Here is a 25,605-nt window from a genome sequence, read left to right on the forward strand (position 1 = left end):
CCCGACGGCCCCGCGCGCGGCGGCGGATCTCAGTTGAGCGACCGGGTGCCCTCGGGCAGGGCGCCCCCGGCGTAGAGCGTCTCGGCCACCTGCTGCAGCGCCGTCAGAGCCACGCGCTGCGTCCACGGTCCGTACGAGATCCGCGCGACGCCCAGCTCCTCGAAGCGGGCGGGCGACTGCGAGCCGGGCACGCCGATGACGCTGATCCGCCCGCGGCCGAGTGCGGCGACCAGCGCCTCGATCTCGGCGTCCTGCAGGAGTCCCGGGACGAAGAAGCAGGTCGCTCCGACGTCGAGGTAGGCCCGTCCCCGCTCGATCGCGTCGGCCAGCACGTCGGCCCGGTCGCGATCGCCCGCTCGGACGAAGGCATCGGTGCGGGCGTTCAGCGCGAAGGGGACCGCCTCCTCCTCGGCGGCGGCGACGGCCTTCTCGACTGCGCGCAGCGCCTCCGGGAGCGGCTTCATCTGGTCCTCGAGGTTCGCACCGACGACGCCCACCTCGATCGCGCGGCGGACGGTCTCGCCCGCGTCGCCGTAACCCGCCTCCAGATCGGCCGACACCGGCACCTCCACCGCGGCGACGATGCGCGCGATCATGCCCAGGTGCAGCTCCAGCGGGATCCTCTCGCCGTCCTCGTAGCCGAAGCTCGCCGCGATCGAGTGGCTGGCGGTGGCGAGGGCCCGGGTCTCGGGAAGGGCCGCGACGGTGGTCGCCGAGACCGCGTCCCAGACGTTCACCACGCTCAGCAGCTCGGGGGCGGTGTGGAGGTCGACGAGGGTGCGTCCGCGCGCTTCGATGCTCATGAGGCGACCCTAGGCGCCCGAGCGCACGCCGCCCACCCCGTGCAAAGCGCAGGCGACGGCGACGCAGCCCTCGCAGACGACCAGCTGCGCCCGGCACGACGGATCGACGCAGTTGCGCATCCTGCTCGTCGGCTCGCCGCACCCCGTGCAGCGCCCGATCACCTGGGCGTCGGGCGAGAAGGTCACCGACCCGCGCCCGTCGAACACGTAGAGCGCGCCCCGCCAGAGGCCGGCGTCGCGGCGGGCCTCGCCGTAGCGGACGATGCCGCCGTCGAGCTGGTACACCTCGCCGAAGCCCCGGGCCGTCATCAGGCTCGACAGCACCTCGCAGCGGATCCCGCCGGTGCAGTAGGTGACCACGGGCCGGCCCTTGAGGTGGTCGTAGGCGCCGGAGTCGAGCTGCTCCACGAACTCGCGGGTGCTCGAGACTCCGGGCACCACGGCGCCGTCGAAGCGCCCGATCTCGGTCTCGAAGGCGTTGCGGCCGTCGAAGAAGACGACGTCGTCGCGCTCGGCGACGAGGGCGTCGAGCTCATCGGGCTGCAGCCTCGCTCCGGTGCCGACCACGCCGCTCGCGTCGACCCGCAGCTCTCCCGGAGCACCGAACGACACGATCTCGTCGCGCACCCTCACCGACAGGCCGGGGAAGTCGAGGCTGCGCCCCTCGGCGTCGAGCCCCGAGCCCTCGCTCCACGTCACCTCGAGCCCCTGCAGGGCGGAGTGCTCCCGCGTGCGGCGGACGTAGCGCTTGAGCGCCTCCATGTCGCCGCCGACGGTGCCGTTGATGCCGTCGCGCGAGAGCAGGATGCGGCCGCGGATCCCCAGCGACTCGCAGAGCTCGCGCTGCCACAGTCGCATCGTCTCGGGGTCGGCCAGCGGCACGAAGCGGTAGAACAGCAGGATCTTCGGCAGCACCGGCACAGCCTACGAGGGTGCGGGTCGACCGCGCTCGCCCGGGCGAAACGGCGTCGCAACATCGCTGTGGCACCATCGCCGGGTGACCGACGCCTCCGCCACCGTTCCGCACTCGCGCGTCGAGGACGTCTTCGGACTCGTCACCGGCGCGTTCGTCGTCTCGTTCGGCCTCTACCTGCTGACGGCGAGCCGGGCCGTGACCGGCGGGACGGCGGGTCTGGCCCTGCTGCTCGGCTACCCGCTCCCGATCCCGTTCGGCGTGATCCTCGTCGTGGTCAACATCCCGTTCCTCGCGCTCTCGCTGTGGAAGAAGGGCTGGCGCTTCACCCTCAGGACGATGTTCTCGATCGTGCTGGTCTCGCTGCTCGCCGGGCTCCATCCGCTCGCGTTCGGCTCGCTGCGCATCGACCCCGTCTACGGGGTGCTCACGGGTGACGTCCTCGCCGGGATCGGGCTGCTCATCCTCTTCCGGCACGGCTCCAGCCTCGGCGGGTTCAGCATCGTGGCGCTCATCGCGCAGGAGCGGCTCGGCTGGCGGGCCGGCTACGTGATGATGGCGCTCGACGCCTGCGTGGTCACAGCGGCGCTGCTCGTCGTGCCGCCGGTCAACGTGCTGATCTCGGCCGCCGGCGTCGTCGTGCTCAACCTGGTGCTCGCCTTCAACCATCGCCCCGGGCGCTACCTGGGTTCGTGATCGGGGTCTCCTCCGCAAGCCCTGGATCGGTCGAGGCCGCTTCGTAGGCTGGACGAGCCCGCGATCGCGGGACCACTGCCCGAACGGAGAACCGGATGTCCGACTGGAACTACGACCCCTACGCCCGACTCGGGGAGGTCCCGACGTTCTCGCTGACGAGCGACGACATCGCCGACGGCGAGCCGCTGGCGGCCCGCCACTACGGAGAGGGCGCGGGAGGCGAGGACGTCTCGCCGCACCTCGCGTGGTCGGGGGCGCCGGAGGAGACCAAGAGCTTCGCGGTCACCGTGTTCGACCCCGATGCGCCGACCGGCTCGGGGTTCTGGCACTGGGCGGTGTACAACCTCCCGGCCGACACGACCGAGCTGCCGACCGGTGCGGGATCCGCCGGGTTCGAGCTGCTGCCCGCGGGGGCGCAGACCCTCCCGAACGAGATGCGGCTGCGCCAGTTCATCGGAGCGGCGCCGCCGGACCGCGAGCACCGCTACTTCATCGCCGTGCACGCCCTCGACGTCGAGTCCCTCGACCTCGACCCGGAGTCGACGCCCGCGATCCTCGGCTTCAACGTCCACTTCCACACGCTCGCCCGCGCGGTGATCGTGCCGACGGCGACGCCGGGCGGCGCCTCCTAGGCCCGCCGGAGGCGCGTCATCCGAAGAGGATGCGCGCCTCCTCGTAGCGGTAGTCGGGCACCGTCTTCAGGGTGCCGAGCGCCTCCGCGAAGTCGACGTGGTAGATGTCGGTGCCGCGCAGGGCGACCATGCGGCCCCAGTGCTCGGCGACGACGGAGTCGATGGCGGCCATGCCCAGGCGGGTCGCGAGGACGCGGTCGAACGCGGTGGGGGTGCCTCCGCGCTGGATGTGACCCAGGGTGGTGGCGCGCGTCTCGATGCCGGTGCGCTCCTCGATCATCGGAGCGAGCATCTCGCCGATGCCGCCCAGGCGCGGGCGGCCGAACGCGTCGAGGCCGCGCTCCGAGTGGGCGTCGTCCATGCTGTCGAGCGAGAAGCCCTCGGCGACCACGACGAGGGGCGCGCGGCCGCGGTCCTGGGCGCTCTGCACCCATTCGACGATCTGCTCGATCGAGGTCCGCTTCTCGGGGATCAGGATCACGTGCGCGCCGGCGGCCATGCCCGAGTGCAGGGCGATCCAGCCCACGTGCCGGCCCATGACCTCGGCCACCATGCAGCGCCCGTGCGAGTCGCCGGTGGTGCGGAGGCGGTCCATCGCGTCGGTCGCGATGCCGACCGCGGTGTCGAAGCCGAAGGTGTAGTCGGTGGCCCCGAGGTCGTTGTCGATCGTCTTCGGGACGCCGACGATCTTGAGGCCGGCGTCGGTGAGGCGCTTGGCCGCCGCGAGGGTGCCCTCGCCGCCGATCGCGATGATGGAGTCGATGCCGTTGCGCTCCATCATCCCGGCGATCTTCTCGGGCCCGCCGTTCTCGCCCTCGAAGGGGTTCGTGCGGCTGGTGCCGAGGATGGTGCCGCCCTGCTTGGCGATGCCCTGGATGTCGCCGCGCCCGAGCGGCAGGAGGTCGCCGTCGACCACGCCGCGCCAGCCGTTGCGGAAGCCGACGAACTCTTGGTCGTACACCTTCATGCCCTTGTAGACGGCGCCGCGGATGACGGCGTTCAGCCCGGGGCAGTCGCCCCCGGAGGTCAGGATCCCGATCTTCACCCGCTCAGAGTAGATGACCGAGGTCACCGCTTCGCACTCCGCCCGGTCAACGCACGAACGGACCCTCTCCGCCGCCTCGGGGAAGGGTCCGCTCGTGTGTGCAGGACTAGTTGGCCTGGCTGGTGTTCAGCTCGCCGTTGACACCCGCGGGGAAGAATCCGCCCGACTTCACAGCCTTCGGGTTCAGGTACGCGATGTTGAGGACCTCGAAGGGGCTGCGGCTGAAGGCGATCGCGTTCTTGTCGGTGGGCTGGATGTTGGCCTGGCCGCCGACCTTGATGCCCTGATCCTTGTCCGCGGGGCCGTCGAGGCTGTCGCGAGCGTCGGACAGCTTGCCGGCCTGGACGTCAAGTCCCGCACCGTAGAGCGCCGAACGGATCGCGCCGGCGTGGTACGCCTCGACCGCGAGGATGCCGGCAGCAGCCTCGAGGTAGAGCTTCGACTGGATGAGCGGGGCCGCACCCTTGTACGCCGTGACTCCCACGTCTTCGAAGACGAAGGCGCCGAGCAGGAAGTTCTGCTCGTTGAGGAACGGGTCGAAGGTCCCACCGGCGGGGATCAGGCCGGCCGCGGTGGCGGCGGCGTTGAAGCTCTCCCTGAGGTTGATCGCGGGACGCGAGACGGCGGAGCCGCCGAGCTGGCCGCGGAGGAACTGCACGTGCAGCTTCTCGTCGTTCGCGACCTCGCGGGCGAAGGACTTCAGCCACGGGGTCTTGAACGGAACGGCCTTGCCGCCCGTGACGCCGCCGCGTGCGCCGGTGCCGGTGGTGTCGGAGTCGGCGAGTCCCGAGCCCGTGACGGCGCGGAGGTAGAACTCGGCCTCGAGGTACTCGAGGTTGAGGGCGAAGTTGAGGATCGAGGCGTCGCTGGGGCCGCTGGCTGCGACCTCCTCGGCGGACGCGGAGGGGGCGGCGAGGGCCGCTGCTCCGATTCCGAGGCCGGCGACGCCGGTGGCCTCGAAGAAACGGCGACGGTCGAGAGCGGTCTCGCTGCTCCGGACGATCGCCTTGCGGATGAAGGTCGTGTCGAACATGTGCGCATCTCCAGTGATAGGCGGATGCCGGACGGCTGGTAACGCCGCCGCGACAGCGCGAAACTACGCCCCCTAAAGGGGCACTGACCAGCCGAATCGCGTGATCGGATCTGCGCATGTGGTCATCGCGGTTGGACCAATCCGGGAGGAGTGGCGGCTCCGAAGAGACCGTGCAGATCACCGTCGGCGCCGTGGATCTCGACGGCGGTGTCGGAGGGCGCGGTTAGCATCGCAGCGTGTCGATCGCCCTCCCCGCTCCCGTGCCCGCGCGGGCCACGGTGTACGCACCTGCGGTGCCCGTGAGCCTCGCGCTCACCGTGCGCACCCTGCTGCGCGGCTCCGGCGACCCGACGATGCTGATCGACTCCACCGGCTACTGGCGGGCGTTCCGCACGCCGCTCGGCCCCGGCACACTGCAGCTGCGCCAGGCGGCCGACGGCTCGGTGCACGCGCGGGCCTGGGGCGAGGGCGCCGAGTGGCTGATCGACCGGGTGCCGGAGCTCCTCGGCCACGGCGACGACTGGAGCGGACTCGACCTCTCGTCCCACCGGCCGCTGGCCGAGGTGCTCCGCCGGGTCGCGGGCCTCCGGCTGGCCCGCGCGAACCTCGTGTTCGAGATGCTCGCCCCGTCGATCCTCGAGCAGAAGGTGACGAGCACGGAGGCGTGGCGCGCCTACCGCGCGCTCGTCCGCCTCCACGGCGAGCCCGCCCCGGGGCCGGTGGCCCTGCACGTCGCGCCGACGGCCGAGCAGTGGCGGCGCGTCCCCTCGTGGGACTGGCACCGCGCGGGCGTCGATCCGCGACGCTCGCGGACGCTGCTCACCGCCGCCCTGGTCGCACCGGGGCTCGAGCGCACTCTCGCGCTCGGCCGCGGCGGGCCCGAGGTGGCCGCGCGCCTGCAGTCCGTGCCGGGCATCGGCGCGTGGACCGCCTCCGAGGTCATGATGCGGGCGCACGGCGATCCCGATGCGGTGAGCGTCGGCGACTACCACCTCGCCGCCTCCGTCGGCTTCGCCCTCACCGGCCGTCACGGCGTCGACGACGACGGCATGCTCGAGCTGCTCGAGCCGTGGCGCGGGCACCGGCAGCGGGTCCTCCGCCTGATCGGGGTCAGCGGCGCGCACAGGCCGCGCCGGGGCCCGCGGATGACGATCCAGGACCACCGCCGGCACTGACGACCGCGCGGGCCGGGGCCGCACGCAGCGCCTTCAGGCGCCGAGCTCCTCCAGCACGGCCATCGCCGCATTGTGCCCGCCGAGGCCCGAGACGCCCCCGCCGCGCCGCGCACCCGCGCCGCAGAGCAGCACCTGCGGGTGCGCCGTCGCGACTCCCCAGCGCTGCGCGGGAGTGTCGAGCGGCTCGTCGTCCTCGGCGAACGGCCAGGCCAGAGGCCCGTGGAAGATGTTGCCGCCCGGGAGGCCGAGGCTCTCCTCGAGGTCGCGGGTGGTCCGGGTCTCGATGCACGGCGCGCCGTCGGCGTCGAGCAGGACGAGGTCGCGGATCGGCTCGGCGAGCACCGTGTCGATCGAGTCGAGGATCTCGGACTCGAGACGCCGCCGCGTCTGCTCGTTGTTCTCGGCCGTCAGCCAGCGATCGGGAGTGTGCAGCGCGAAGACGGTGAGCGTGTGCGCCCCGGAGGCGGCGAGCTCGGGCGAGAGGATGGTCGGGTCGGTCAGCGAGTGGCAGTAGATCTCGCAGGGGATCGGCCCCGGGGTGCGGCCGCGAGCGGCGGCGCGGTAGGCGGTCTCGAGCTGCGCGTACCCCTCGTTGACGTGGAAGGTCCCGCCGAAGGCCGCCTCGGGAGTCACGCTCGCATCGCGCAGTCGCGGCAGCCGGGACAGCACCAGGTTGACCTTCACCTGGGCGCCCTCCGGGCGGACCGCGCCCACCCCGGACTCGCCCCCCATCAGCCGGTCGAGGACGAACGGGGCGACGTTCGAGAGGACGAACCGCGCGCGCACCCGCCTCGTCCGGGGCCCGCGACGGTAGGTCACCTCGCCGTCGGGGCTGACGGAGGTCGCCTCGGTACCCGTGAGGATGCGCGCCCCCGCGTCGAGGGCTGAGCGCTCGAGGGCGCCCGAGACGGCGCCCATCCCGCCGACGGGGACGTCCCAGTCGCCCGTCCCGCCTCCGATCACGTGGTAGAGCAGGCAGCGGTTCTGGGCGAGGTCGGGGTCGTGCGCACCGGCGAAGGTGCCGATGAGGGCGTCGGTGAAGAGGACGCCGCGGGCGAGGTCGCTCCCGATGTTGCGCTCGATCACCCCGCCGATGGGCTCCTCGATCATCGCCCGCCAGACGCGGGCGTCGTCGACCAGCCGGCGCGCCTCCGACCGCCGCAGCAGCGGCTGCGTCAGCGTCGGCCACAGCGCACGCGCCAGGCGCGAGGTGTGCCGCGAGAAGTCGGCGAACGGCTCCGCGTCGTCGGGAGCTCCCACGCGGGCGAACGAGGCGGCGGTCGCCTCCGCGTCGCCGGTGTCGACGAGGAGCCCGCGGCTCGGGTCGGCGGGATCGGGCGTGTAGGAGGAGTAGCGCCGGCGGACCAGCGGGACGTCGACGCGCAGATCCGCGAGGATCGACGGCGGCAGCAGGCTGATCAGGTACGAGTACCTGCTGAGGCGCGCCTCGACACCGCGGAACGGGAACTCCGACACCGCTGCTCCGCCGGCGTGCGGGCGCTTCTCGAGGACGAGCACGTCGAGCCCCGCCTGAGCGAGGTAGGCGGCGGCGACGAGTCCGTTGTGCCCGGCTCCGACGACGACGACGTCGACCGCGGGGTCGGCAGGGGCGCTCGGTCGGCGAGGACCTGGCGCGGTGCCGCTGCGCTCGGTGATGTCCTTCGGGCGGTGCCGGTCGCGTCGGGCGGTGCTTCTGGCCATGCGCTCCAGTGTGGTCGGCGGCGGCGCGGGGCGCGAGCGGAGGCGGATCAGTCGTCGTCGCTGCGCAGCGCCTCCGTGACGAACTCGCGCAGCGAGAACAGGATCTCCTCGCTCGAGCGGCCGCTGGACTCCACGAGCCGGCCGGTGAGCCAGGTGAGGCAGATCACCGCCGCGCCGGCGACGTCGGAGGCGGTGGGCACGACGATCCCGTCGGCGTCGAGCACGCCCTCCTCGATCGGGCGCAGGGCGCGCTCGAGGACCGCGAGGTTCACGGGTGCCGTCGCCTCGCCGTCGAAGGACGCGGAGCTGTCGATGAGCGCCTGCGCGGCGATCATGGCGGCGTGCGGGATGGGCAGCTGCTCCATCGGGATCTCCGATCGCGGGAGGGGCGGGTATCGGACGCGTTCATCGTGCACCCCCGCTCGACGGCCGTCCACACCCCCGACTGCGCGCGGAGTCTCCCCAGAGGGTCGCGACACGCCCGGCCCGCATGCGGACTCGGGCATAGCCTCGTTGCATGGACCAGTCGACGACTCACGCCGTGCCCGGGAACGACCCGGAGCGCGAGGAGCCCGAGGCGTCCCCGCGCGCCGATCGCGGCGCCCTGAGCGACACCGGTCAGTATCAGACGGGAGCGGCGCTGCGCCTGCCGCGCCTGAAGCCCGAGTTCGACACGGATGCGCCGATCCTCGCCCGCGTCGAGAGCCTCGTCCGCCGCTGGCTCGTGCGCAGCCGGGCGTTCCCGGCCGACGCGGCCGCCCAGCGCCTCGCCGGAGTGCTGCAGGACCCGAACGGGCTCGACTTCACCGTCGGCTTCGTCGACGGCGTCGCTCGGCCGGAGGACCTCTCGGTCGCGGCCGAGAACCTCTCGGCGCTGACCTCGAAGACCCCCGCGTTCCTCCCCTCCTACCTGCGCGCAGCGGTCGCCACCGGCGGCGCCGTCGGGCCGGTGCTGCCGTGGGTCGTCGTCCCGGCCGCGCGGCGCGTGCTCCGGCAGATGGTCGGCCACCTCGTGGTCGACGCGTCCGACGCCCGGCTGGGCTCCGCGATCCGCACGCTCCGTCAGGGCGGCGACCGGTTGAACCTCAACCTCCTCGGCGAGGCCGTGCTCGGCGAGCGCGAGGCGCGACGCCGCCTCGCGGGCACGCACCGTCTGCTCGAGCGCGACGACGTCGACTACGTGAGCATCAAGGTCTCGAGCATCGTCAGCCAGCTCTCGATGTGGGCCTTCGACGAGGCCGTCGACCGCGTCGTCGAGCGGCTCACTCCGCTCTACCAGCTCGCGGCCGCGAGCCCGACGCCCAAGTTCATCAACCTCGACATGGAGGAGTACCGCGACCTCGATCTGACCGTGGCGGTGTTCCGCCGCCTGCTCGAGCAGCCGGGGATGCTCGAGCTCGAGGCGGGGATCGTGCTGCAGGCCTACCTCCCCGACGCCCTCGGGGCGCTGCAGGAGCTCACGACGTGGGCGACCGAGCGACGCCGCAGGGGAGGTGCTCCGATCAAGGTGCGCGTGGTCAAGGGCGCGAACCTCGCGATGGAGCGCGTCGACGCGGCGATCCACGACTGGCCGGTCGCGACGGTCGGCTCGAAGGCCGAGGCCGACACGAACTACAAGCGCCTGATCGACTGGGCGTTCCGTCCCGAGCGGGCGGACGCGGTGCGGATCGGAGTCGCCGGTCACAACCTCTTCGACATCGCCTTCGCGTGGATCCTCGCGAACGAGCGCGGGGTGCACGACGCCGTCGAGTTCGAGATGCTCCTCGGCATGGCCACCGGCCAGGCGCGTGCCGTCCGCGAGGACGTGGGGCGCCTCCTGCTCTACACGCCCGTGGTGCACCCGCGCGAGTTCGACGTCGCGATCTCCTACCTGATCCGCCGACTCGAAGAGAACTCGAGCCCCGAGAACTTCCTCTCGGCCGTGTTCGAGCTCGAGGACGAGACCGTCCTCCAGCGCGAGCTCGAGCGCTTCCGGGTCTCGCTCGAGGCGCTCGACGACCGGGTGCCGACGGCCAACCGCACGCAGGACCGCCGCCGCGAGTGGGCCTCCGGATCGGGGCGGCGCCTCGTGCAGGAGCACGCCGGCGCGGGGGAGCACGCGCTCGATCCCGCCGCCGCCGGGCTCACCGAGGCCGTCCTCGGCCTCGGGCGCGGCTCGGGCGCCGCCGCCGCGACCGCCGGGTTCCGCAACGAGCCCGACACCGACCCCGCGCTCCCCGGCAACCGCCGCTGGGCGCGCCTGATCACCGAGCGCATCGCCTCCTCGACGATCGGCACGGCGACGATCGAGGCCGCTCGGGTCGACTCGCCGGAGGCGCTCCAGGAGCTGCTGCTCGCCGTCGCGCGCCGTGCCGAGCGGTGGGGCGACCGGCTGGGCTACGACCGGGCGGCGATCCTCGACCGCGCGGGCCTCGCCCTCGCCGCGAACCGCGACCGACTCATCGAGGTGATGGCGTCCGAGACCGGCAAGACCATCGCCGAGGCCGACCCCGAGGTGTCCGAGGCGATCGACTTCGCCCACTACTACGCGACCCGGGCGCGAGAGCTCGACGCGGTCGGAGGCGCCACCTTCGTGCCCGCACGCGTCACCGTGGTCGCCCCGCCGTGGAACTTCCCCGTCGCGATCCCCGCCGGCTCCGTCCTCGCGGCGCTCGCCGCAGGCTCGGGAGTCGTCCTCAAGCCGGCTCCGCAGGCGCGCCGTTCGGCGGCCGTGCTCGTCGAGGCGCTCTGGGACGCGGGGATCCCGCAGGACCTCCTCGCCCTGGTCGATCTCGACGAGGAGGGGCTCGGGCGCTCGCTGATCAGCGACCCGCTCGTCGACCGCGTGGTGCTCACCGGCTCCTACGAGACCGCGAAGCTGTTCCGCTCGTGGCGGCCCGACCTGCCGCTGCTGGCCGAGACCAGCGGCAAGAACGCGATCATCGTCACGCCCCACGCCGATTACGACCTCGCCGTGGCCGACATCGTGAAGAGCGCCTTCGGCCACGCGGGCCAGAAGTGCTCGGCGGCGTCGCTGGTGATCCTGGTCGGCTCGGTCGCGCGCTCCAAGCGCTTCCGCGCCCAGCTCGTCGACGCGGTCACCTCGCTCCGCGTCGGGTACCCGACCGATCCGGCCGCCGTGATGGGCCCGGTCATCGAGGAGCCCACGGGCAAGCTCGCGCACGCTCTGACCACCCTCGGCGCCGGCGAGTCGTGGCTGGTCGAGCCCCGGCGCCTCGACGCCTCCGGGCGCCTCTGGTCCCCGGGCGTCAGGGAGGGGGTCGCCGAGGACAGCTACTTCCACCTCACCGAGTTCTTCGGGCCCGTCCTCGGGATCATGCACGCCGCGACCCTCGAGGACGCGATCCGGATGCAGAACGCGACCGACTACGGGCTCACCGCCGGACTGCACTCGCTGCACTCCGACGAGCTCGCGGTGTGGCTCGACTCGGTCGAGGCCGGCAACCTCTACGTCAACCGCGGCATCACCGGCGCCATCGTGCGGCGGCAGCCGTTCGGAGGCTGGAAGCGCTCGTCGGTCGGCGGCGGCGCGAAGGCTGGCGGCCCGAACCACCTGATCGGACTCGGCTCGTGGAAGCCCTCGCCCGCCCGCCCCTCGACCACGCTGCACCTCCGCGGGCTGGACGATCGCGCGCGGCAGTTCATCGAGGCGGCGCAGTCCTCGCTCCAGTTCGAGCAGTTCGACCTGCTCCGCCGCTCCGCCCTGTCCGACCAGCTGGCCTGGGCGACCGAGTTCGGGGTGGTGACCGACATCTCGAAGGTGGGGGTCGAGCGCAACCTGTTCCGCTACCTCCGGGTGCCGATCGCGCTGCGCCTCGCCGACTGCGGCGACCTGGGCGAACTGCTCCGGGTCATCGCCGCCGGCCTGCTCACCCGCTCGCGGATGGACATCTCGACCTCGATCCCGCTCCCGCCGCGCGTGCAGGAGATGCTCGCGGGCGACGAGCTCCTCGAGATGGCGGGCCTGGCCCCGAAGGTCGTCGTCGAATCCGACGCGCAGTGGCTGGAGCGCGCGGCAGCGGGCCTGATCACGGCGACCAGGATCCGGATCGTCGGCGACATCGTCTCGGACCGCGTCGACGCGTTCGGCGGCCCGCAGGGCGCGACGGCGCCGTCCTCCGAGCGCGACGCGGTTCCGGCCGATCCCGACCGGAACTCGACCCGCTCGTTCACCGACGTGCTCAGCGGCATGACCCGGGGCAGCACCGGCAAGCCCGTGCCCCTGACCCGCGCCGACGGCTCGCGCATCCCGCTCTCGACCGCGCTCGCCGAAGCGCTCGGCGGCTCGCCCGACACGGCGATCTACGCCGACCCGGTCACTCCCGCCGGCCGCGTCGAGCTGCTGCCGTTCCTCCGCGAGCAGGCGATCTCGATCACCAACCACCGCTTCGGCAATCCGATCGCACTGAGCGACGACGTGCTGTGATCGTTTCCGAGCCGCCCCCTGTGCGGCTCGGCGCGGTCGGCTTGTCGAGGTGGTGCGCGGGTGGGGCGGGTCGCGGGCGGCTACGGCGATTCGCTGGGACGCGAATCGGCGGTTCGCCTCGGAGGTCCCGGCCGGCCTCGCGGCGGGCACCGTGCCTCCTGTTCGAGCCGCCCCCTGTGCGGCTCGGCGCGGTCGGCTTGTCGAGGTGGTGCGCGGGTGGGGCGGGTCGCGGGCGGCTACGGCGATTCGCTGGGACGCGAATCGGCGGTTCGCCTCGGAGGTCCCGGCCGGCCTCGCGGTGGGCACCGTGCCTCCTGTTCGAGCCGCCCCCTGTGCGGCTCGGCGCGGTCGGCTTGTCGAGGTTGTGCGCGGGTGGAGCGGGTCGCGGGCGGCTACGGCGATTCGCTGGGACGCGAATCGGCGGTTCCCCTCGGAAGTCCCGGTCGGCCTTGCCGTGGGCATCCTGTCTCCTGTTCGAGCCGCCCCCTGTGCGGCTCGGCGCGGTCGGCTTGTCGGGGTTGTGCGCGGGTGGGGCGGGTCGCGGGCGGCTACGGCGATTCGCTGGGACGCGAATCGGCGGTTCGCCTGGGAGGTCCCGGCCTGCCTTGCGGTGGGCATCCTGCCCCTCGATCGAGTAGCCCGCGGGGTGGGCGTACGAGATCCGCGGTTCCGGGGGACGTGGGCATCCTCGACCGGCGGCCCGTGGGCGGCGGGCGGGCGGAGGGAATCGCTCTCCACCTCGGCGGCCGACGGGGCTAGATTCGGGACGTGTCGGGCTCGACGACGAGATCCGGGGCGCGCGCGAGCGCTCCTCGGGCGAGCGGGCCCGAGATCCGTACTCCCTCGATCAGAGAAATGGACGCCGCCGCACATGCCGTACCTCACCGACACCGATGGGCGCCCCGCCCTCCTCAGCCACGCCCGGCCCCTGCCCGCCGTCGGGGCCGTCTGAGCCGCCGGCCGAACGAGCACGGAGGAGAGCAGTGACAGACACCGCCATCCACCCCGAGGTGCCGCCGAGCGGCACCGGCTGCCTGGAGTGCGAGCAGGAGGGCTCGTGGTGGGTGCACCTGCGCCGCTGCGCGACCTGCGGGCACATCGGCTGCTGCGACGACTCCCTGGCGAAGCACGCGGGCGCGCACGCGAGAGAGACCGGGCATCCGATCATCCGGAGCTTCGAACCGGGCGAGGACTGGTTCTGGGACTACCGCACGGACGCCTACGCCGACGGCCCGCCGCTCGTGGCGCCCGAGAGCCACCCGGCTCGGCAGAGCGTCCCCGGGCCGGCGGAGCGGCTGCCCGCCGACTGGCAGGCGCAGCTCCAGCGCGACCGGGAGGAGCAGGCGCTGAAGGACCGGGCCCGGGAGGACCGCGGATGACCGACGCCTCCGCGCCCGTCGACCGCGTCGAGCTGCACGGTTCGAAGCACAGTCGGCGGGCGTGGGAGGTGCGCGACTTCCTCGCACGCAGCGTGGTCGACTTCCGCTGGCACAGCGACCGCGACGCCTCCGAACCGCTGATCGTGGTGCTCCCCGACGGCTCCCGGCTCGAGGAGCCGACGCTGGCGGAGATCGCCTCGCGGCTGGGCTGGGCGACCACGCCCGCCTCGTCGGAGTACGACCTCTCGATCTACGGAGCCGGCCCCGCCGGACTCTCGGCCGCGGTGTACGCCGCGTCGGAGGGTCTGCGCGTGGTCGTGCTCGAGCGGGAGGCGGTCGGCGGCCAGGCGGGCTCGAGCAGCCTCATCGAGAACTACCTCGGATTCCCGCACGGCGTCTCGGGCGCCGCCCTGGCCGAGCGGGCGCGCCAGCAGGCCGTCGCCTTCGGCGCCGAGCTCGTGATGATGCGCCGCGGAGTGCTGGGCGACTTCCGTGACGGCCGGATCCACGCGCAGCTCGACGACGGCACAGTGGTCGTCGCGCGCGCCAACATCTGCGCGACCGGAGTCGACTGGCGCCGGCTCGGGCTCGCGGGCGAGGACGAGCTGCTGGGCTGCGGTCTCTACTACGGCGCGGGCACGAGCGAGGCCCTGCGCTGCGGCGGCGCCGACGTCTACGTCGTCGGAGGCGGCAACTCCGCGGGTCAGGCGGTGATGAACCTCTCGGCGCACGCCCGGCGCGTCACGATGCTCGTCCGCGGGCCCGAGCTCTCGGACACGCTGTCGGCCTATCTCGAGACGCGGGTCCGCGCGCAGCCGAACGTCGAGATCCTCACCGGCACCCGCGTCGCCGAGGTCCGCGGCGGCGGCTACCTCACCGGCATCACTCTCGAGGACACGCGGACCGGCGCCCGGCAGGACCGTGCCACCGAGAACCTGTTCGTGTGCATCGGAGGGGCGCCCGACACCGACTGGTCCGCGCGGACCGCGATCCAGCGCGACCGGCAGGGCTACCTCCTCACGGGGCCCGACCTCGATCCGGAGTCGCTCGCGGCCGTCTGGCCGCTCGAGCGTCCGCCGTTCTACCTCGAGACGAGCGTGCCGGGCTCGTTCGCGGCGGGAGACGTGCGGCGCGGCTCCGTGAAGCGGGTGGCCGCCGCGGTCGGCGAGGGGGCGATGGCCGTCACCTTCGCGCACCGCTACCTCGCCGAGACGTTCGGCCGACTGTGATCTTCCTGCGCCCTTACTTGTCGCGTCAACCAACCGATAGGCTTGCCGGATGACCGCCGATCTCCCTCCCCGCTGGCTGACGCCCGAGGAGCTCGGCGCCTGGATGCGGTTCATCGCCGTGGTCGAGCTGCTCCCCGGCGCGCTCGACACCCAGCTGCAGCGCGACGCGGGCCTCACCCACTTCGAGTACATGACGCTCGCGATGCTCTCGGAGGCGCCCGAGCGGGCGCTGCGGATGACGACCCTCGCGACCCGCACGAACGCCACGCTGCCGCGCCTGTCGCACGTGGTGACCCGCCTCGCCGCGCGCGGCTACCTCGAGCGCAGGCCCTGCCCCTCCGACGGTCGAGCCACGAACGCCGTGCTGACGGAGGAGGGATTCGCCAAGATCGTCGAGACCGCGCCGGGGCACGTCGCCACCGTGCTCGCCGACGTCATCGACCCGCTCGAGCCGGAGCAGATCCCGCAGCTCGCCGACATCATGGCGCGGATGCTCACGAGGCTCGATCCCGAGGGCCGGATGACGGTCGACTCGGTCCGCTCGGCGCTCGGCGAGCCGGCGGGCGAGTCGGCCGTCAGCGCGACGACGGAGCAGGCAGCCGGAGACTGAGCACGCTCTGATCGTCGGCGACGCTCAGCACCGCCTCGCCGCCGAGCTCGGCGGCGGAGTCCCCGAGAGCGCGGACCCCGCGCGAACTCGAGGCGGGCGAGGGATCCGCCGCGCCTCCGGGCGAGGTCACCACTGCCGCCACCGAGCCGTCGCCGTCGATCCGCACGGCGACGCCCAGCGGGCCGGGGGCCGCGTGCTTGAGCGCGTTGGTGAGTCCCTCCCGGCAGAACCGCACGAGCATCGCCGTCGCCGCTTCGTCGAGCGCCGCAGGATCGCCCTCGATCCGCACCTCGAGCTCGCGACCGGTCTCGGTGACATCCGAGAATAGCCGGTCGAGCCCCGCCGCCGCCTCGGTCGATCCGGCGGCGGGGGCGGCCCGCAGCGTCGCCGTCAGGGAGTCGACCGCGGCGCGGGTCTGCCGGTTGATCGACTCGGTCAGGGCGCGGATCTCCTCCGGGGTCAGACCGTCGAGGTCGCGCAGGGCGGCGGAGTGCAGGCTGAGCAGGGTCAGCGAGTGACCGAGGGAGTCGTGGATCTCCTCCGCGATGCGCTCGCGCTCGGCGTCGAGCGAGCGGGCGACGGCCGTGCTCTCGCGCTCGCGGGCGTCGCGCTCGCTCCTGCGCTTCGCCCCGGCGAGGATGCCGAGGACGCCGATCGTCACCGTCACGACGACCGAGAAGAGGCCGACCAGGATCGACGCGCCGAGCGTCTCGGGTCGAGCCCAGCGGAGGATGAAGAGGGTGAGCAGGACGGCGTCGGCGACGGCTCCGGCCGCGACGAACCGGGCCGCGGTGCGGGGCGGGAGGCGCAGCCCGATGATCACGAGCGCGGTCCAGAGGGCAGGGGTCGCGATCGGGGTGAGCGCCGCACCGATGCACGCGGCGACTCCCGCGGTCCTCGGCCGGCTCCGCTGCGCACCGAGGGGGAGGATCGCGCCCAGGCCGATCGCCAGGGTGAGCAGGAGGTTCCACAGCGGGAGCCTCGGCGCGACGAGCGCGAAGATCGCGAGGCCGACGGCGAGGTTCGCCGCCAGGAGGATCGGACCGGCCGAGCGGCGGTCGAGCCACGCGGCGGTGTCCGGCGCGGGAGTGGTCAGTGTCGCGGGAGGGGTCAGGGGCACGGGCGTCTCCGGGGGTGCTGACGCTGCGGGGGTCAGCGCGTGGCAACGATAATGGACCGGTGACGGTGCCCTCGTCCGCGGCTCGCGGAGCTCCCGCAGCCCCGCCCGTGCGCGTCCTCCTCGTCGACGACGACCCGCTCGTCCTCGTCGCCCTCCGCGGCCTCCTGCGCACCGACCCGTCGCTCGAGGTCGTCGCGACCGTCGACGACGGCGCGCGGGTGCTCGCCGCCGTCCGGCGCTTCCATCCCGACATCGTGCTGCTGGACGCGAGGATGCGCGGCGTCTCGGGCCCGGAGGTGATCGCGCCGCTGCGCCGCGCGGCCCCCCGCGTGGGCATCATCGTGATGTCGTCGTTCATCGGTCCGGAGTCGGAGTCGGCGGTGGTCACCGCCGGCGCCGACGCCTTCCTGCCCAAGGTGGCGCCACCGGAGCGGTTCTCGAGCGAGATCCGGCGGGTCGCCGGTCTCGAGGCGGCCCCGCGCGGCGTCGCCCTGTCGGCACGGGAGCGCGAGGTCGCCCGGGCGCTGGCCGAGGGGCTGACGAACGCGGCCATCGCGCGGGCGCTCGGACTCACCGACAGCACCACGCGCACCTACGTCTCGCGGCTGCTCGAGAAGACCGGCGCCACCTCGCGCGTGGAGCTGGCCAACCTGGTGAACGCCGGGAGGCTCGATGTCTCCGAGCTGACCCGAGAACGGGGGACCCCGACGGCGTAGACGCTTGTTGATGCCCGGACGCGGGCGATGCGGCCCCGTCCGTAGCGTGCGAAGAGCCGCTCGGAGTGCGCCGGCACCCGACTACGGTGCACTCCGAGGGCACCGCCTCCGGCAGTCGCCGCGAGGCTCCGCCCTGCAGGAAGAGCACCCATGACCTCGTCCGACTCCGCCCTCTCGCGCCGCTCCCTCGTCTCGGCCGGAGCGTGGACCGCTCCCGCCATCGCCGTCGCGGTCGCCGCCCCGCTCGCCGCCGCCTCCGGTGAGCCCGTCCCCGAGGCGGAGCGCTGGGAGAACAACCTGTTCCCGCAGTTCGCCCTCGGCTCCTCCGACCTCGTCTGGGCGAGGACCACCGTCAACGTGCTCGGCCAGGGACCGAAGCAGGTCCGCCTCTTCAACTACAGCTCGGCCGAGGACGTCCCCGCGGCCGGGGCGACCATCACGATCCGGGTCCGCCAGACCTCGGGTCCGACCTTCCCCGCCGACTCGCTCGTCGTCTCCTCGCTGACGGGACCGATCGGCGCTGTCGGCATCGGCACCTCCTCCGTCTCGTTCGTGAACCCGCAGCCGATCGCGCGCGACGGCGGCTCGGCCGTCTTCCCGATCACCTTCAGGGTCCCGACCGGGACCGCGGGCGTCGGCGCCGCGACGGGGTGGGAGATGACGATCAGCTCCTCCGCCGGCGACGGCACCTACACCCAGGGCAAGCTCGGCGCATGGTCGGGCGCCAGCACGCTCTGATCCCCTCGCTCGCACGCGAGGGTCCGTGGCATCCTCGTGCCATGCGCTTCACGACGACGTTGCACCTGATGGGGAAGAACACGGGAGTCGAGGTCCCGCCCGAGGTTCTCGACTCGCTCGGCGGCGGCAAGCGGCCGGCCGTCCGAGTGGTGGTGAACGGCTTCGAGTACCGGAGCACGGTCGGGTCGATGGGCGGGCGTGCGCTCATCCCGTTCTCGGCCGACAAGCGCGCCGCCACCGGCCTCGTCGGGGGCGAGACCATCGAGGTCGAGCTCGAACTCGACGCCGCGCCGCGCGACATCGCGGTCCCGGAGGACCTCGCCGCCGCCCTCGAGACGGCCGGCCTGACCGCTGCCTTCGCGGCGCTCGCACCGAGCGCCAGGAAGGCGCACGTCACGGCGGTCGAGGGGGCGAAGACCGAGGAGACCCGCGCGAGGCGGATCGCCTCCATCGCGACGAAGCTCGGCGCCTGACGCGCCACGGGCGTCGCAGGCCCTCGATAGGCTGCCGTTCGGCGCACCGCGGGGGAGCGCCCGGAGCGCGATCGCGCGGAGTCGGGGGACAGCATGGGCACGGTTCGACGATGGGTGTTCCCGATCGTGTGGATGGTCATCCTGGGGGCGGCCAGCATCGCGCTGGTCAAGATCGCCTTCTTCCCGGATGCGTCCGCCGAGGCGGATCCCACCGTCCCGACCGGTGAGCTGACCGAGCCGACCGTCGTCGTCGGCCGCGGGACCATCACGAACGACCTCACGCTCCAGGGCACCGTGGCCGCCGATCCGGCCGTGCCGATGAAGGCCACGGCTGCCGGCACCGTCGACGACGTGTACCTCGAGCAGGGAGCCGCCGTCGCCGCGGGCGACCTCGTCTACGACATCCGGGTCGAGACTCCGCGCGACCCGGTCGAGACCACGAACCCCGACGGCACGGTCTCGGTCACGCAGCCCGAGCCCGCCGTGCGCTTCGAGCGCGTCTACGCTCCCGCGGCGGGCACGCTGAGTGCGCTCGGCGTCATCCACGACCAGTCGGTGACCGTCGGCGAGGTGACCGGCCAGGTCGCGCCTCCCACCTTCGCCGTCACCGGCTCCATCGACGCCGAGCAGCTCTACCGGATCCAGGACCGTCCGACGGAGGCGCAGGTCGCGATCACCGGAGGGCCGGCCGGATTCACCTGCACCGGTCTCGCCATCACCACGCCGCTCGCCGGCGAGGGCGAGGGCGGCGCGGCAGCGGGCGACGCGACCGGCGGAACGGGCGGCTCCGGGACAAGCTTCCGCTGCCAGGTGCCCGCGGACGTGACCGTGTTCCCGGGTCTCGCCGCCTCCGTCACCCTCGCCGGGGGCCGTGCCGAGAACGTGCTCGTCGTGCCGACGACCGCGGTCGAGGGCACGGCGGAGTCGGGTGTGGTCTTCCGTCAGGGCGACGACGGCGCCACCGAGGAGGTGCCCGTCACCCTCGGACTCACCGACGGGACGAGCGTCGAGATCACCGGAGGGGTCGACGAGGGAGCGGTGCTGCTGCAGTTCGTCCCCGGAGCGGCGGCCGGCGACGGCGAGCAGCTCGACGGGAACTGCGTGCAGAACGCCGACGGCTCGGTCTTCTGCTCGTGAGCATCCTCCGGCTCGAGGGGATCCGGAAGGTCGTGCCGCTGCCCGACGCTCCTCCGCTGACCATCCTCGACGGCGTCGACCTCGAGGTCGGCGAGGGCGACCACGTCTCGGTGGTCGGCCGCAGCGGCTCGGGCAAGTCGACGCTGCTGAACATCCTCGGCCTCATCGACGAGCCCACAGAGGGACGGATGCTGCTCGAGGGCAGTCCGACCGAGACTCTCTCCTCTCGGGCCAGGGCCCGGATCCGCGGCGGGAGCATCGGCTTCATCTTCCAGCAGTTCAATCTTCTCGAGGGGCGGACGGCCCGCGAGAACGTGATGACCCCCCTCCTCTATGCGACGGGCTCGGAGTTCTGGCGTCGCGCGGCGCTGGCGGCCGAGATGCTCGAGCGCGTCGGGCTGGGGCACCGCGTCGACTCGATGCCGGGGCGCATGTCCGGAGGCGAGCAGCAGCGCATCGCGATCGCGCGCGCCCTCGTCCGCCGCCCGCGTCTCATCCTCGCGGACGAGCCGACCGGCGCCCTCGACACCGACACCGGCGAGAGCGTGATGGGGCTGCTCGACGAGATCGCCCGCGAGTCGGGGTCGGCGCTCGTCACGATCACGCACGACCCGGCCATCGCCGCGCGGGCCGAGCGGCACTACCGGCTCGATCACGGCCGGCTCGGCGAGGCGACGGCGTCGACCTCGGAGTCGGGTCGGATCCCGGCGCACGCGGCGCGCACTGCCCCCGAGGACGTGCTCTGATGCGCGGGCTGGTCGGGATCGTCGGCGCGATCGTCGAGGCCTGGACCGAGCTGCGGATCCACAGGGGCCGCGTGCTGCTCTCGCTCATCGGCGTGGCGGTGGCCGTCGCCGCACTGACCGGAGTGGTCGCGGCGGGCGGCATCGCCCGTCAGGCCAGCATCGAGTCGGCCGAGCGCTCGAGCGGGCGCCCCGCGAGTCTGTACGTCAACGCCTACTCCTCCGGCCCCGACGGCCTCATCGATGCGGAGGCGATGCAGGCGGCCTGGGGCAGCGTCCTCGAGCGCTACGGCATCGACTACGCGAGCAGGGTCACCTACGGCACCGCGCGGGCGCAGTTCACCGACGGCGCGGTCGACGTCCCGGTCACCGCGGTCGACCAGCCCTACGCCGCCATGCACCGCCTCGAGCTCGAGGGCGGCAGCTGGTTCGCCGACGGCGACGACCGACGCCTCGCCCCGGCAGTGGTGGTGAACGCGGTCTTCTGGCAGCGCCTGGGCAGCCCCGATCTGCGGACGCATCCGGTCGTGACGCTCCTCGGCTCCGATCGCGAGACGACGGCCGTCGTCGTCGGCGTGACTCCGGTGTCGGAGTGGGAGACCGAGCCGACGATGATGATGCTCACCGACGCCTACACGGCGGTCGCTCCGGTGGCCGATCCGGCGTTCGCGCAGCCGCCGAGCTACGAGATGTGGGTGCCGCTCGACATCGCCGAGCCCCTCGCTACCGCGGTGCAGCGCGACATCGCCGCCGCGCTCGGGCCCGAGGCGCAGGTGTCGGTCGACCGGCAGGACTACCTGGTCTACGACTCCGACCCGTTCGGCGTGCTGACCTGGGTCATCGGCGGCGTGGCCGGCCTGGTGCTCGCCCTCGGCGCCCTCGGCCTGCTCAACATCGCGCTCGTCACTGTCCGGCAGCGGATCCGCGAGATCGGCATCCGCCGCAGCTTCGGCGCCTCCTCGGGTCGGATCTTCTTCTCGATCATGATGGAGAGCGTCGTGGCCACCGTCGTCGCCGGAGTCGTCGGGGTAACCCTCGCGGTCATCCTCGTGACCAACCCGTGGACGGTGGACTGGATCCGCCAGAACGGCATCGACGACATCCCGCCGTTCCCCGCGGAGGCGGCTCTGCTCGGCCTCGGAGCGGCGACGCTCGTGGGCGCGCTCGCGGGCCTCGTGCCGGCGATCGTGGCCGTGCGGGTCAAGGTCATCGACGCCATCCGGTACTGAGGTGCGAAGGCTGCGGGCCGTGTCCCTGGCGATCGCGGCGGCGCTCTGCCTCCTGGTCGCGCTCGCGGGCTGCACCGTGCCACCGGCGGGCGCGGCCGAGTCGGTGGACGCTCTCGCCGAACGGGTGCGGGCGAGCGCCGGCGTCGAGTCGGTCGAGACGTCGCTCCGGCAGTCCGACCCGAAGGACCGACCGGACGACTGGGTCGCCACCGTCGACGTCACCGCATCGGACGCCGATCTCGCTGCCGTCGCCTCCGTCGTGCGCGACGCGATCGGCTCCGGTGTCGACGGGGCGCGACTCTCGCTGACGCTGCGGGTCCCGGCCGGGGACGGTGGAGTCGCCGTCGACGTCGATCCGCGGCGGGGGAACGACGTCGCGCGCGCCGCACGCCTCCGGCTCCTCCCGTTCGCGGCCGCGGTGCTGCTGTCGGGCTACCGCGAGGGCGTCGAGCTGACCGCGGAGGCGTCCTTCTCGGAGGCCGTGCCCGTCGTCCGCGAGGTCGCGCGGTCGATCGACCTGTTCCGCGGGACGACGACCGTCGCCGTCGACGAGGCGTTCCCCGGCGCGGCGCTGCTCGCCCTGGTCGACCCGCTCGATGCCGACCCGCGCACCTCCTCCCTGTCCCTGAGTGCTTCGTCCGCGAGTGCCTCGCAGAGCTCGGTGTCGTCGGTGTCGATCACCAGGGAGGACACGGCGGCCGTCGCCGGCACGCTCGCAGCGACGCCGGACGAGGAGGCCGACGCGGGCACCGCCGCGCGGACGTCGTTCAGCGTGCAGTCGCCCGACTACTCGACGGTCGTCGCGGGGTGGCTCGGCCTGCCCCTCGGCTCGCCGGAGCCGCCCCTTCCCGATCCCGCCGCGCCCGCGACGGCCGAGCCCGACCCGGCGGCTCTCGCCGCCGCGGAGTCGAGAGTGAAGGACTTCCTCGACCGGTCGGTGGCCGAGACGGGGGTCCCGGCCGAGGTCGCGACTCGGGTCGAGGAGTGCTCGGACGGCCGCGGGTCGCGGGCTGCGGGCGGGGTGGTCATCCCGGTCTTCACGGTCTACGACAGTGCCCAGGAGTCGTTCGACGCCGTCGTCGACGGCTGGACGGCCGACGGGTTCGACAGGATCGACCGCGCGTCGGGCCGCGACTTCTGGGGTGCCGTGACGCCGTGGGGAGGCGGTGTCATCTCGGCGAGCATCCGGGGCACGATCGACGGCCTGAGCCTGACGGCGGAGTCGGAGTGCGTCGTCGGCTGAGCCGCGCGTGGGGCCTCAGCCCAGGACGAGCACGAGCTCGTCGCCGTCGAGCTCGACGCGGGCGTCGGAGTAGTGCTCGACCCGCGGCAGTCCGACGGTCGACTCGCTCTCGTGCGAGCCGACGACCACGACCCGCATGCCGGCAGCGAGACCGGCGAGGATGCCCGCCTCGGCGTCCTCGAAGACGACCGCGTCGGCCGGGTCGACGGCGAGCAGCGCGGCGGCGGCGAGGTAGCCGTCGGGCGCCGGCTTGCCCCGCGCGACGTCGTCGGCCGTGACCACGACATCGGGGGAGGGGACTCCCGCCGCGGCCAGGCGGCCCGCGGCGAGCGACGGGCTCGCCGAGGTGACCAGCGCGACGGAGGTGCGGGGCAGCGCCGCGAGGAACGCGACCGCCCCGGGAATCTCGAGCGTCCCCTCCATGTGCTCGAGCTCGTAGGCGTTCAGCTCGGCGACGATCGCGCCGACATCGGTGCCCTCGGGCGCGAAGCGGCGGACGCTGTCCTCGGCGCGCACCCCGTGCACGGAGCCGAGGATCATCGCGCGGTCGAGCGCGAAGCGGTCGGCGAAGTCGCGCCAGATCGTCTCGACGACGGCCGTCGAGTCGACGAGCGTGCCGTCCATGTCGAAGAGGACGGCCCGGGCTCGGAGTGTGTGCGGCATGCGTCCATCCTGGTGCCTGTGAGAAATCCGGCGCCTGTCCGAAGCCTCGAGCCAGTCGGGACGGTGGCGGCATGTCGCCTACCGCTACGGTCGACGCAGGGCCGTCTCGCCCGTAGATCGGAGTTCTCATGCCTCCCGCCGCCGGCCTCTGGGCCTTCGCCCTCGCGTCGTTCGCGCTGATCGTCATCCCCGGCCCGAGCGTGCTCTTCGTCGTCGGCCGGTCGCTCGCCCTCGGGCGGAAGGGCGGGTTCGTGAGCGTTCTCGGCAACGCCCTGGGGATGCTGCCGGCGATCGCGCTCGTCGCGCTCGGCGTGGGCTCGGTCGTCGCCGAGTCGGTCGCGGTCTTCACCGCCATCAAGCTCGTCGGCGCCGCCTACCTCGTCTACCTCGGGGTCCAGGCGATCCGTCACCGGCACGACGACGGCTCCGCCTCGGCCGCCCCGAAGGCGAGCCCCTCGCTCGTGCGGCTGCTCCGCGAGGGCTTCATCGTCGGGGTCACGAACCCGAAGACGATCGTCTTCTTCGTCGCCGTGCTTCCTCAGTTCGTCGCCTACGACCGCGGCGGCATCCCCCTCCAGATGGTCGCTCTCGGCCTCGTGTTCTTCACCATCGCACTCGCCAGCGACAGTGCCTGGGCGCTCACGGCCGGAACCGCCCGGACCTGGTTCGCCCGCAACCCCCGCCGCCTCTCGCGCATGAGTGCGGGAGGCGGAGTCATGATGATCGGACTCGGCGGAACCCTCGCCCTCACCGGGACCAGAGCGTGAGCCGACGGCGGCAGGCGAAGGTGCGCGCGCCCGGCTGATCGGAGGCAGCACCCGCCCGGTCGCTCCCGATCCCTGGTCGGGGTCCTCCTGCGGCTCTGCGGCTGAGGACGATCGTCACGGAGCGTCGGCGAGGCGCATCGTGCCGCCCGCCTGGGCGGCGAACGCCCTTGCGGTTGCGGCGATCGTGCGCTGCATGACCCGCACCGCGGCGGTCGGAGCGAGGTCCGCCGGGCGGGCGAGGCTGATGGTGCGGGTCAGGCGTGGCCGGTCGAGGGTCGGCTCCTCGATGCGGATCGAACGCAGGCCAGGGCGGCCCTGCAGCACCATCGCCGGGACGACCGCGATGCCCAGGCCGCGCTCGGCGAAGCGCAGCACCGCGTCCATCTCGGCTCCCTCGAGCACGACGTCGGGTGCCAGGCCGGCCGCCGAGAACGCGGCGTCGGTCGTCCGGCGCAGGTCGTAGCTCGAGTTGAAGACGATCTGCGGGAGGCGGGCCACAGCCGCCAGATCGATCGCGTCGGCGTCGGCCAGGGGCGGCTCGGCGGCCGAGGAGACCACGACGAGCTCCTCGACGAGCAGCGGTGTCACGGTGAAGGCGCCGACGGCCGCCGTCGTCGAGGTCGTCACGAGGGCGAGGTCGAGCTCGCCCCGCGCGAGCCGGTCGAACAGGCTCCGCGAGCCGTCCTCGGCGAGGTGCAGCTCGATGGCGGGATGCGCCGCGTGGAACGCGTGCAGCACCTCCGCGACGAGGCTGATGCAGAGAGTCGGAGTCGCGCCGAAGCGGACCCGGCCGCGCTCGAGCCCGGCGAGCTCGGCCAGCTCGCGGCGCACCGACTCGGCGTCGGCGAGCATGCGCCGCGCGAGCGGAAGGAGGAGCTCGCCGGCCGAGGTGAGGGTGTTGCCGGCGCGCGCCCGGTGGAACAGCTCCGAACCGAGATCCTGCTCCAGCGCAGCGATCTGGCGGCTCAGCGACGGCTGCGCCAGATGGAGCTCCTCGGCGGCGCGGGTGAAGCTGCCCAGGCGCGCGATCTCGACGAAGCCGGTCAGCTGCTCGAAGTTCATTCTCATAGCCTAGGTGCATGGTGAGCAGCCGGTATATGCATTGGAGTAATCCACCGTCGGTGCCTACCGTGG

The 25,605-nt window shown here is 73.2% G+C and carries 24 protein-coding genes; 15 read left to right on the forward strand and 9 right to left on the reverse strand.

Annotated elements, in window-relative coordinates:
- Positions 1–29: 29 nt before the first annotated feature.
- Both B9Y99_RS01465 and trhO read right to left on the reverse strand, forming a co-directional pair.
- Entirely contained in the window at positions 30–803 is a 774-nt protein-coding gene (locus B9Y99_RS01465; protein ID WP_085474837.1) for an isocitrate lyase/PEP mutase family protein, read from the reverse strand.
- 9 nt (positions 804–812) lie between these two features.
- Positions 813–1,718: an oxygen-dependent tRNA uridine(34) hydroxylase TrhO gene (trhO, locus tag B9Y99_RS01470; RefSeq protein WP_085476183.1), complete on the reverse strand. Its 906-nt coding sequence runs from the start codon at positions 1,716–1,718 to the stop codon at positions 813–815.
- A gap of 82 nt (positions 1,719–1,800) precedes the next feature.
- On the opposite strand from trhO, the gene B9Y99_RS01475 reads away from it, so the two are divergent.
- Positions 1,801–2,412, forward strand: coding sequence for a YitT family protein (locus B9Y99_RS01475; RefSeq protein ID WP_244274737.1), 612 nt, complete (start codon positions 1,801–1,803; stop codon positions 2,410–2,412).
- A gap of 95 nt (positions 2,413–2,507) precedes the next feature.
- On the forward strand, positions 2,508–3,044 hold the full coding sequence (locus tag B9Y99_RS01480; RefSeq protein ID WP_085474839.1) for a YbhB/YbcL family Raf kinase inhibitor-like protein: 537 nt from the start codon (positions 2,508–2,510) through the stop codon (positions 3,042–3,044).
- Positions 3,045–3,060: 16 nt separating this feature from the next.
- On the opposite strand, the gene B9Y99_RS01485 is transcribed toward B9Y99_RS01480, so the two are convergent.
- Together B9Y99_RS01485 and B9Y99_RS01490 are read right to left on the reverse strand one after the other, a co-directional pair.
- Positions 3,061–4,089: a 6-phosphofructokinase gene (locus tag B9Y99_RS01485; RefSeq protein WP_085476184.1), complete on the reverse strand. Its 1,029-nt coding sequence runs from the start codon at positions 4,087–4,089 to the stop codon at positions 3,061–3,063.
- Between the two features lie 106 nt (positions 4,090–4,195).
- Positions 4,196–5,122: a ferritin-like domain-containing protein gene (locus B9Y99_RS01490; protein WP_085474840.1), complete on the reverse strand. Its 927-nt coding sequence runs from the start codon at positions 5,120–5,122 to the stop codon at positions 4,196–4,198.
- Positions 5,123–5,358: 236 nt separating this feature from the next.
- On the opposite strand from B9Y99_RS01490, the gene B9Y99_RS01495 reads away from it, so the two are divergent.
- A complete protein-coding gene (locus tag B9Y99_RS01495; RefSeq protein WP_085474841.1) occupies positions 5,359–6,297 on the forward strand; it encodes a DNA-3-methyladenine glycosylase family protein in 939 nt (312 codons plus the stop codon).
- 33 nt (positions 6,298–6,330) lie between these two features.
- On the opposite strand, the gene B9Y99_RS01500 is transcribed toward B9Y99_RS01495, so the two are convergent.
- Positions 6,331–7,998 (reverse strand): phytoene desaturase family protein, encoded by a 1,668-nt coding sequence (locus tag B9Y99_RS01500; protein ID WP_085474842.1) that lies wholly within the window; start codon positions 7,996–7,998, stop codon positions 6,331–6,333.
- 47 nt (positions 7,999–8,045) lie between these two features.
- Positions 8,046–8,363, reverse strand: coding sequence for a hypothetical protein (locus tag B9Y99_RS01505; RefSeq protein ID WP_085474843.1), 318 nt, complete (start codon positions 8,361–8,363; stop codon positions 8,046–8,048).
- A gap of 152 nt (positions 8,364–8,515) precedes the next feature.
- Between B9Y99_RS01505 and B9Y99_RS01510 the strand changes: the two genes are divergently transcribed.
- The 4 genes from B9Y99_RS01510 to B9Y99_RS01525 all read left to right on the forward strand — a co-directional run bounded on the left by B9Y99_RS01510 (position 8,516) and on the right by B9Y99_RS01525 (position 15,642).
- Positions 8,516–12,424, forward strand: a complete 3,909-nt coding sequence (locus B9Y99_RS01510; RefSeq protein ID WP_085474844.1) for a proline dehydrogenase family protein — start codon at positions 8,516–8,518, stop codon at positions 12,422–12,424.
- Between the two features lie 983 nt (positions 12,425–13,407).
- Complete coding sequence (locus B9Y99_RS01515) at positions 13,408–13,803, forward strand: UBP-type zinc finger domain-containing protein (RefSeq protein WP_085474845.1); 396 nt, start codon at positions 13,408–13,410, stop codon at positions 13,801–13,803.
- On the forward strand, positions 13,800–15,032 hold the full coding sequence (locus B9Y99_RS01520; RefSeq protein ID WP_085474846.1) for an NAD(P)/FAD-dependent oxidoreductase: 1,233 nt from the start codon (positions 13,800–13,802) through the stop codon (positions 15,030–15,032). The genes B9Y99_RS01515 and B9Y99_RS01520 overlap by 4 nt, the downstream gene beginning before the upstream one ends.
- A 49-nt stretch (positions 15,033–15,081) precedes the next feature.
- Positions 15,082–15,642 (forward strand): MarR family winged helix-turn-helix transcriptional regulator, encoded by a 561-nt coding sequence (locus B9Y99_RS01525; RefSeq protein WP_085474847.1) that lies wholly within the window; start codon positions 15,082–15,084, stop codon positions 15,640–15,642.
- Here the strand turns inward: B9Y99_RS01525 and B9Y99_RS01530 are convergent.
- Entirely contained in the window at positions 15,608–16,762 is a 1,155-nt protein-coding gene (locus B9Y99_RS01530; protein ID WP_129587850.1) for a sensor histidine kinase, read from the reverse strand. The two genes, B9Y99_RS01525 and B9Y99_RS01530, sit on opposite strands and share 35 nt — an antisense overlap.
- Positions 16,763–16,821: 59 nt before the next feature.
- Between B9Y99_RS01530 and B9Y99_RS18390 the strand changes: the two genes are divergently transcribed.
- The 7 genes from B9Y99_RS18390 to B9Y99_RS01570 all read left to right on the forward strand — a co-directional run bounded on the left by B9Y99_RS18390 (position 16,822) and on the right by B9Y99_RS01570 (position 23,041).
- Positions 16,822–17,478 carry a response regulator transcription factor gene (locus B9Y99_RS18390; protein WP_165759504.1) on the forward strand — a complete coding sequence of 219 codons (657 nt, stop codon included), beginning with the start codon at positions 16,822–16,824 and terminating at the stop codon, positions 17,476–17,478.
- 150 nt (positions 17,479–17,628) lie between these two features.
- Positions 17,629–18,216 (forward strand): hypothetical protein, encoded by a 588-nt coding sequence (locus tag B9Y99_RS01545; protein WP_085474850.1) that lies wholly within the window; start codon positions 17,629–17,631, stop codon positions 18,214–18,216.
- 41 nt (positions 18,217–18,257) lie between these two features.
- Complete coding sequence (locus B9Y99_RS01550; RefSeq protein WP_085476186.1) at positions 18,258–18,689, forward strand: YdeI/OmpD-associated family protein; 432 nt, start codon at positions 18,258–18,260, stop codon at positions 18,687–18,689.
- 114 nt (positions 18,690–18,803) lie between these two features.
- Positions 18,804–19,826 carry an efflux RND transporter periplasmic adaptor subunit gene (locus B9Y99_RS01555; RefSeq protein WP_085474851.1) on the forward strand — a complete coding sequence of 341 codons (1,023 nt, stop codon included), beginning with the start codon at positions 18,804–18,806 and terminating at the stop codon, positions 19,824–19,826.
- Entirely contained in the window at positions 19,823–20,572 is a 750-nt protein-coding gene (locus tag B9Y99_RS01560) for an ABC transporter ATP-binding protein (RefSeq protein ID WP_085474852.1), read from the forward strand. The genes B9Y99_RS01555 and B9Y99_RS01560 overlap by 4 nt, the downstream gene beginning before the upstream one ends.
- Positions 20,572–21,798, forward strand: coding sequence for an ABC transporter permease (locus B9Y99_RS01565; protein ID WP_244274738.1), 1,227 nt, complete (start codon positions 20,572–20,574; stop codon positions 21,796–21,798). The genes B9Y99_RS01560 and B9Y99_RS01565 overlap by 1 nt, the downstream gene beginning before the upstream one ends.
- Positions 21,799–21,817: 19 nt before the next feature.
- Positions 21,818–23,041 carry a hypothetical protein gene (locus B9Y99_RS01570; RefSeq protein WP_085474853.1) on the forward strand — a complete coding sequence of 408 codons (1,224 nt, stop codon included), beginning with the start codon at positions 21,818–21,820 and terminating at the stop codon, positions 23,039–23,041.
- 15 nt (positions 23,042–23,056) lie between these two features.
- Here B9Y99_RS01570 and B9Y99_RS01575 read toward each other — a convergent pair whose 3' ends face one another.
- Positions 23,057–23,704 (reverse strand): HAD-IA family hydrolase, encoded by a 648-nt coding sequence (locus tag B9Y99_RS01575; protein ID WP_085474854.1) that lies wholly within the window; start codon positions 23,702–23,704, stop codon positions 23,057–23,059.
- A gap of 128 nt (positions 23,705–23,832) precedes the next feature.
- Here B9Y99_RS01575 and B9Y99_RS01580 point away from each other — a divergent pair, with 128 nt between their 5' ends.
- Entirely contained in the window at positions 23,833–24,471 is a 639-nt protein-coding gene (locus tag B9Y99_RS01580; RefSeq protein WP_085474855.1) for a LysE family translocator, read from the forward strand.
- Between the two features lie 114 nt (positions 24,472–24,585).
- On the opposite strand, the gene B9Y99_RS01585 is transcribed toward B9Y99_RS01580, so the two are convergent.
- The gene (locus tag B9Y99_RS01585; protein ID WP_085474856.1) at positions 24,586–25,539 is read right to left on the reverse strand and encodes a LysR family transcriptional regulator; all 954 of its coding nucleotides are present in this window, start codon (positions 25,537–25,539) and stop codon (positions 24,586–24,588) included.
- Positions 25,540–25,605: the final 66 nt, after the last annotated feature.

It is taken from the genome of Rathayibacter oskolensis (genome assembly GCF_900177245.1).
GTDB lineage: Bacteria > Actinomycetota > Actinomycetes > Actinomycetales > Microbacteriaceae > Rathayibacter > Rathayibacter oskolensis.

Coding starts and splice junctions, on each gene's coding strand:
- B9Y99_RS01465 (WP_085474837.1), bottom strand. CDS start 803: ATGAGCATCGAAGCGCGCGGACGCACCCTCGTCGACCTCCACACCGCC.
- B9Y99_RS01480 (WP_085474839.1), top strand. CDS start 2,508: ATGTCCGACTGGAACTACGACCCCTACGCCCGACTCGGGGAGGTCCCG.
- B9Y99_RS01490 (WP_085474840.1), bottom strand. CDS start 5,122: ATGTTCGACACGACCTTCATCCGCAAGGCGATCGTCCGGAGCAGCGAG.
- B9Y99_RS01500 (WP_085474842.1), bottom strand. CDS start 7,998: ATGGCCAGAAGCACCGCCCGACGCGACCGGCACCGCCCGAAGGACATC.
- B9Y99_RS01505 (WP_085474843.1), bottom strand. CDS start 8,363: ATGGAGCAGCTGCCCATCCCGCACGCCGCCATGATCGCCGCGCAGGCG.
- B9Y99_RS01510 (WP_085474844.1), top strand. CDS start 8,516: ATGGACCAGTCGACGACTCACGCCGTGCCCGGGAACGACCCGGAGCGC.
- B9Y99_RS01520 (WP_085474846.1), top strand. CDS start 13,800: ATGACCGACGCCTCCGCGCCCGTCGACCGCGTCGAGCTGCACGGTTCG.
- B9Y99_RS01525 (WP_085474847.1), top strand. CDS start 15,082: ATGACCGCCGATCTCCCTCCCCGCTGGCTGACGCCCGAGGAGCTCGGC.
- B9Y99_RS01545 (WP_085474850.1), top strand. CDS start 17,629: ATGACCTCGTCCGACTCCGCCCTCTCGCGCCGCTCCCTCGTCTCGGCC.
- B9Y99_RS01550 (WP_085476186.1), top strand. CDS start 18,258: ATGCGCTTCACGACGACGTTGCACCTGATGGGGAAGAACACGGGAGTC.
- B9Y99_RS01565 (WP_244274738.1), top strand. CDS start 20,572: ATGCGCGGGCTGGTCGGGATCGTCGGCGCGATCGTCGAGGCCTGGACC.
- B9Y99_RS01575 (WP_085474854.1), bottom strand. CDS start 23,704: ATGCCGCACACACTCCGAGCCCGGGCCGTCCTCTTCGACATGGACGGC.
- B9Y99_RS01580 (WP_085474855.1), top strand. CDS start 23,833: ATGCCTCCCGCCGCCGGCCTCTGGGCCTTCGCCCTCGCGTCGTTCGCG.
- B9Y99_RS01585 (WP_085474856.1), bottom strand. CDS start 25,539: ATGAGAATGAACTTCGAGCAGCTGACCGGCTTCGTCGAGATCGCGCGC.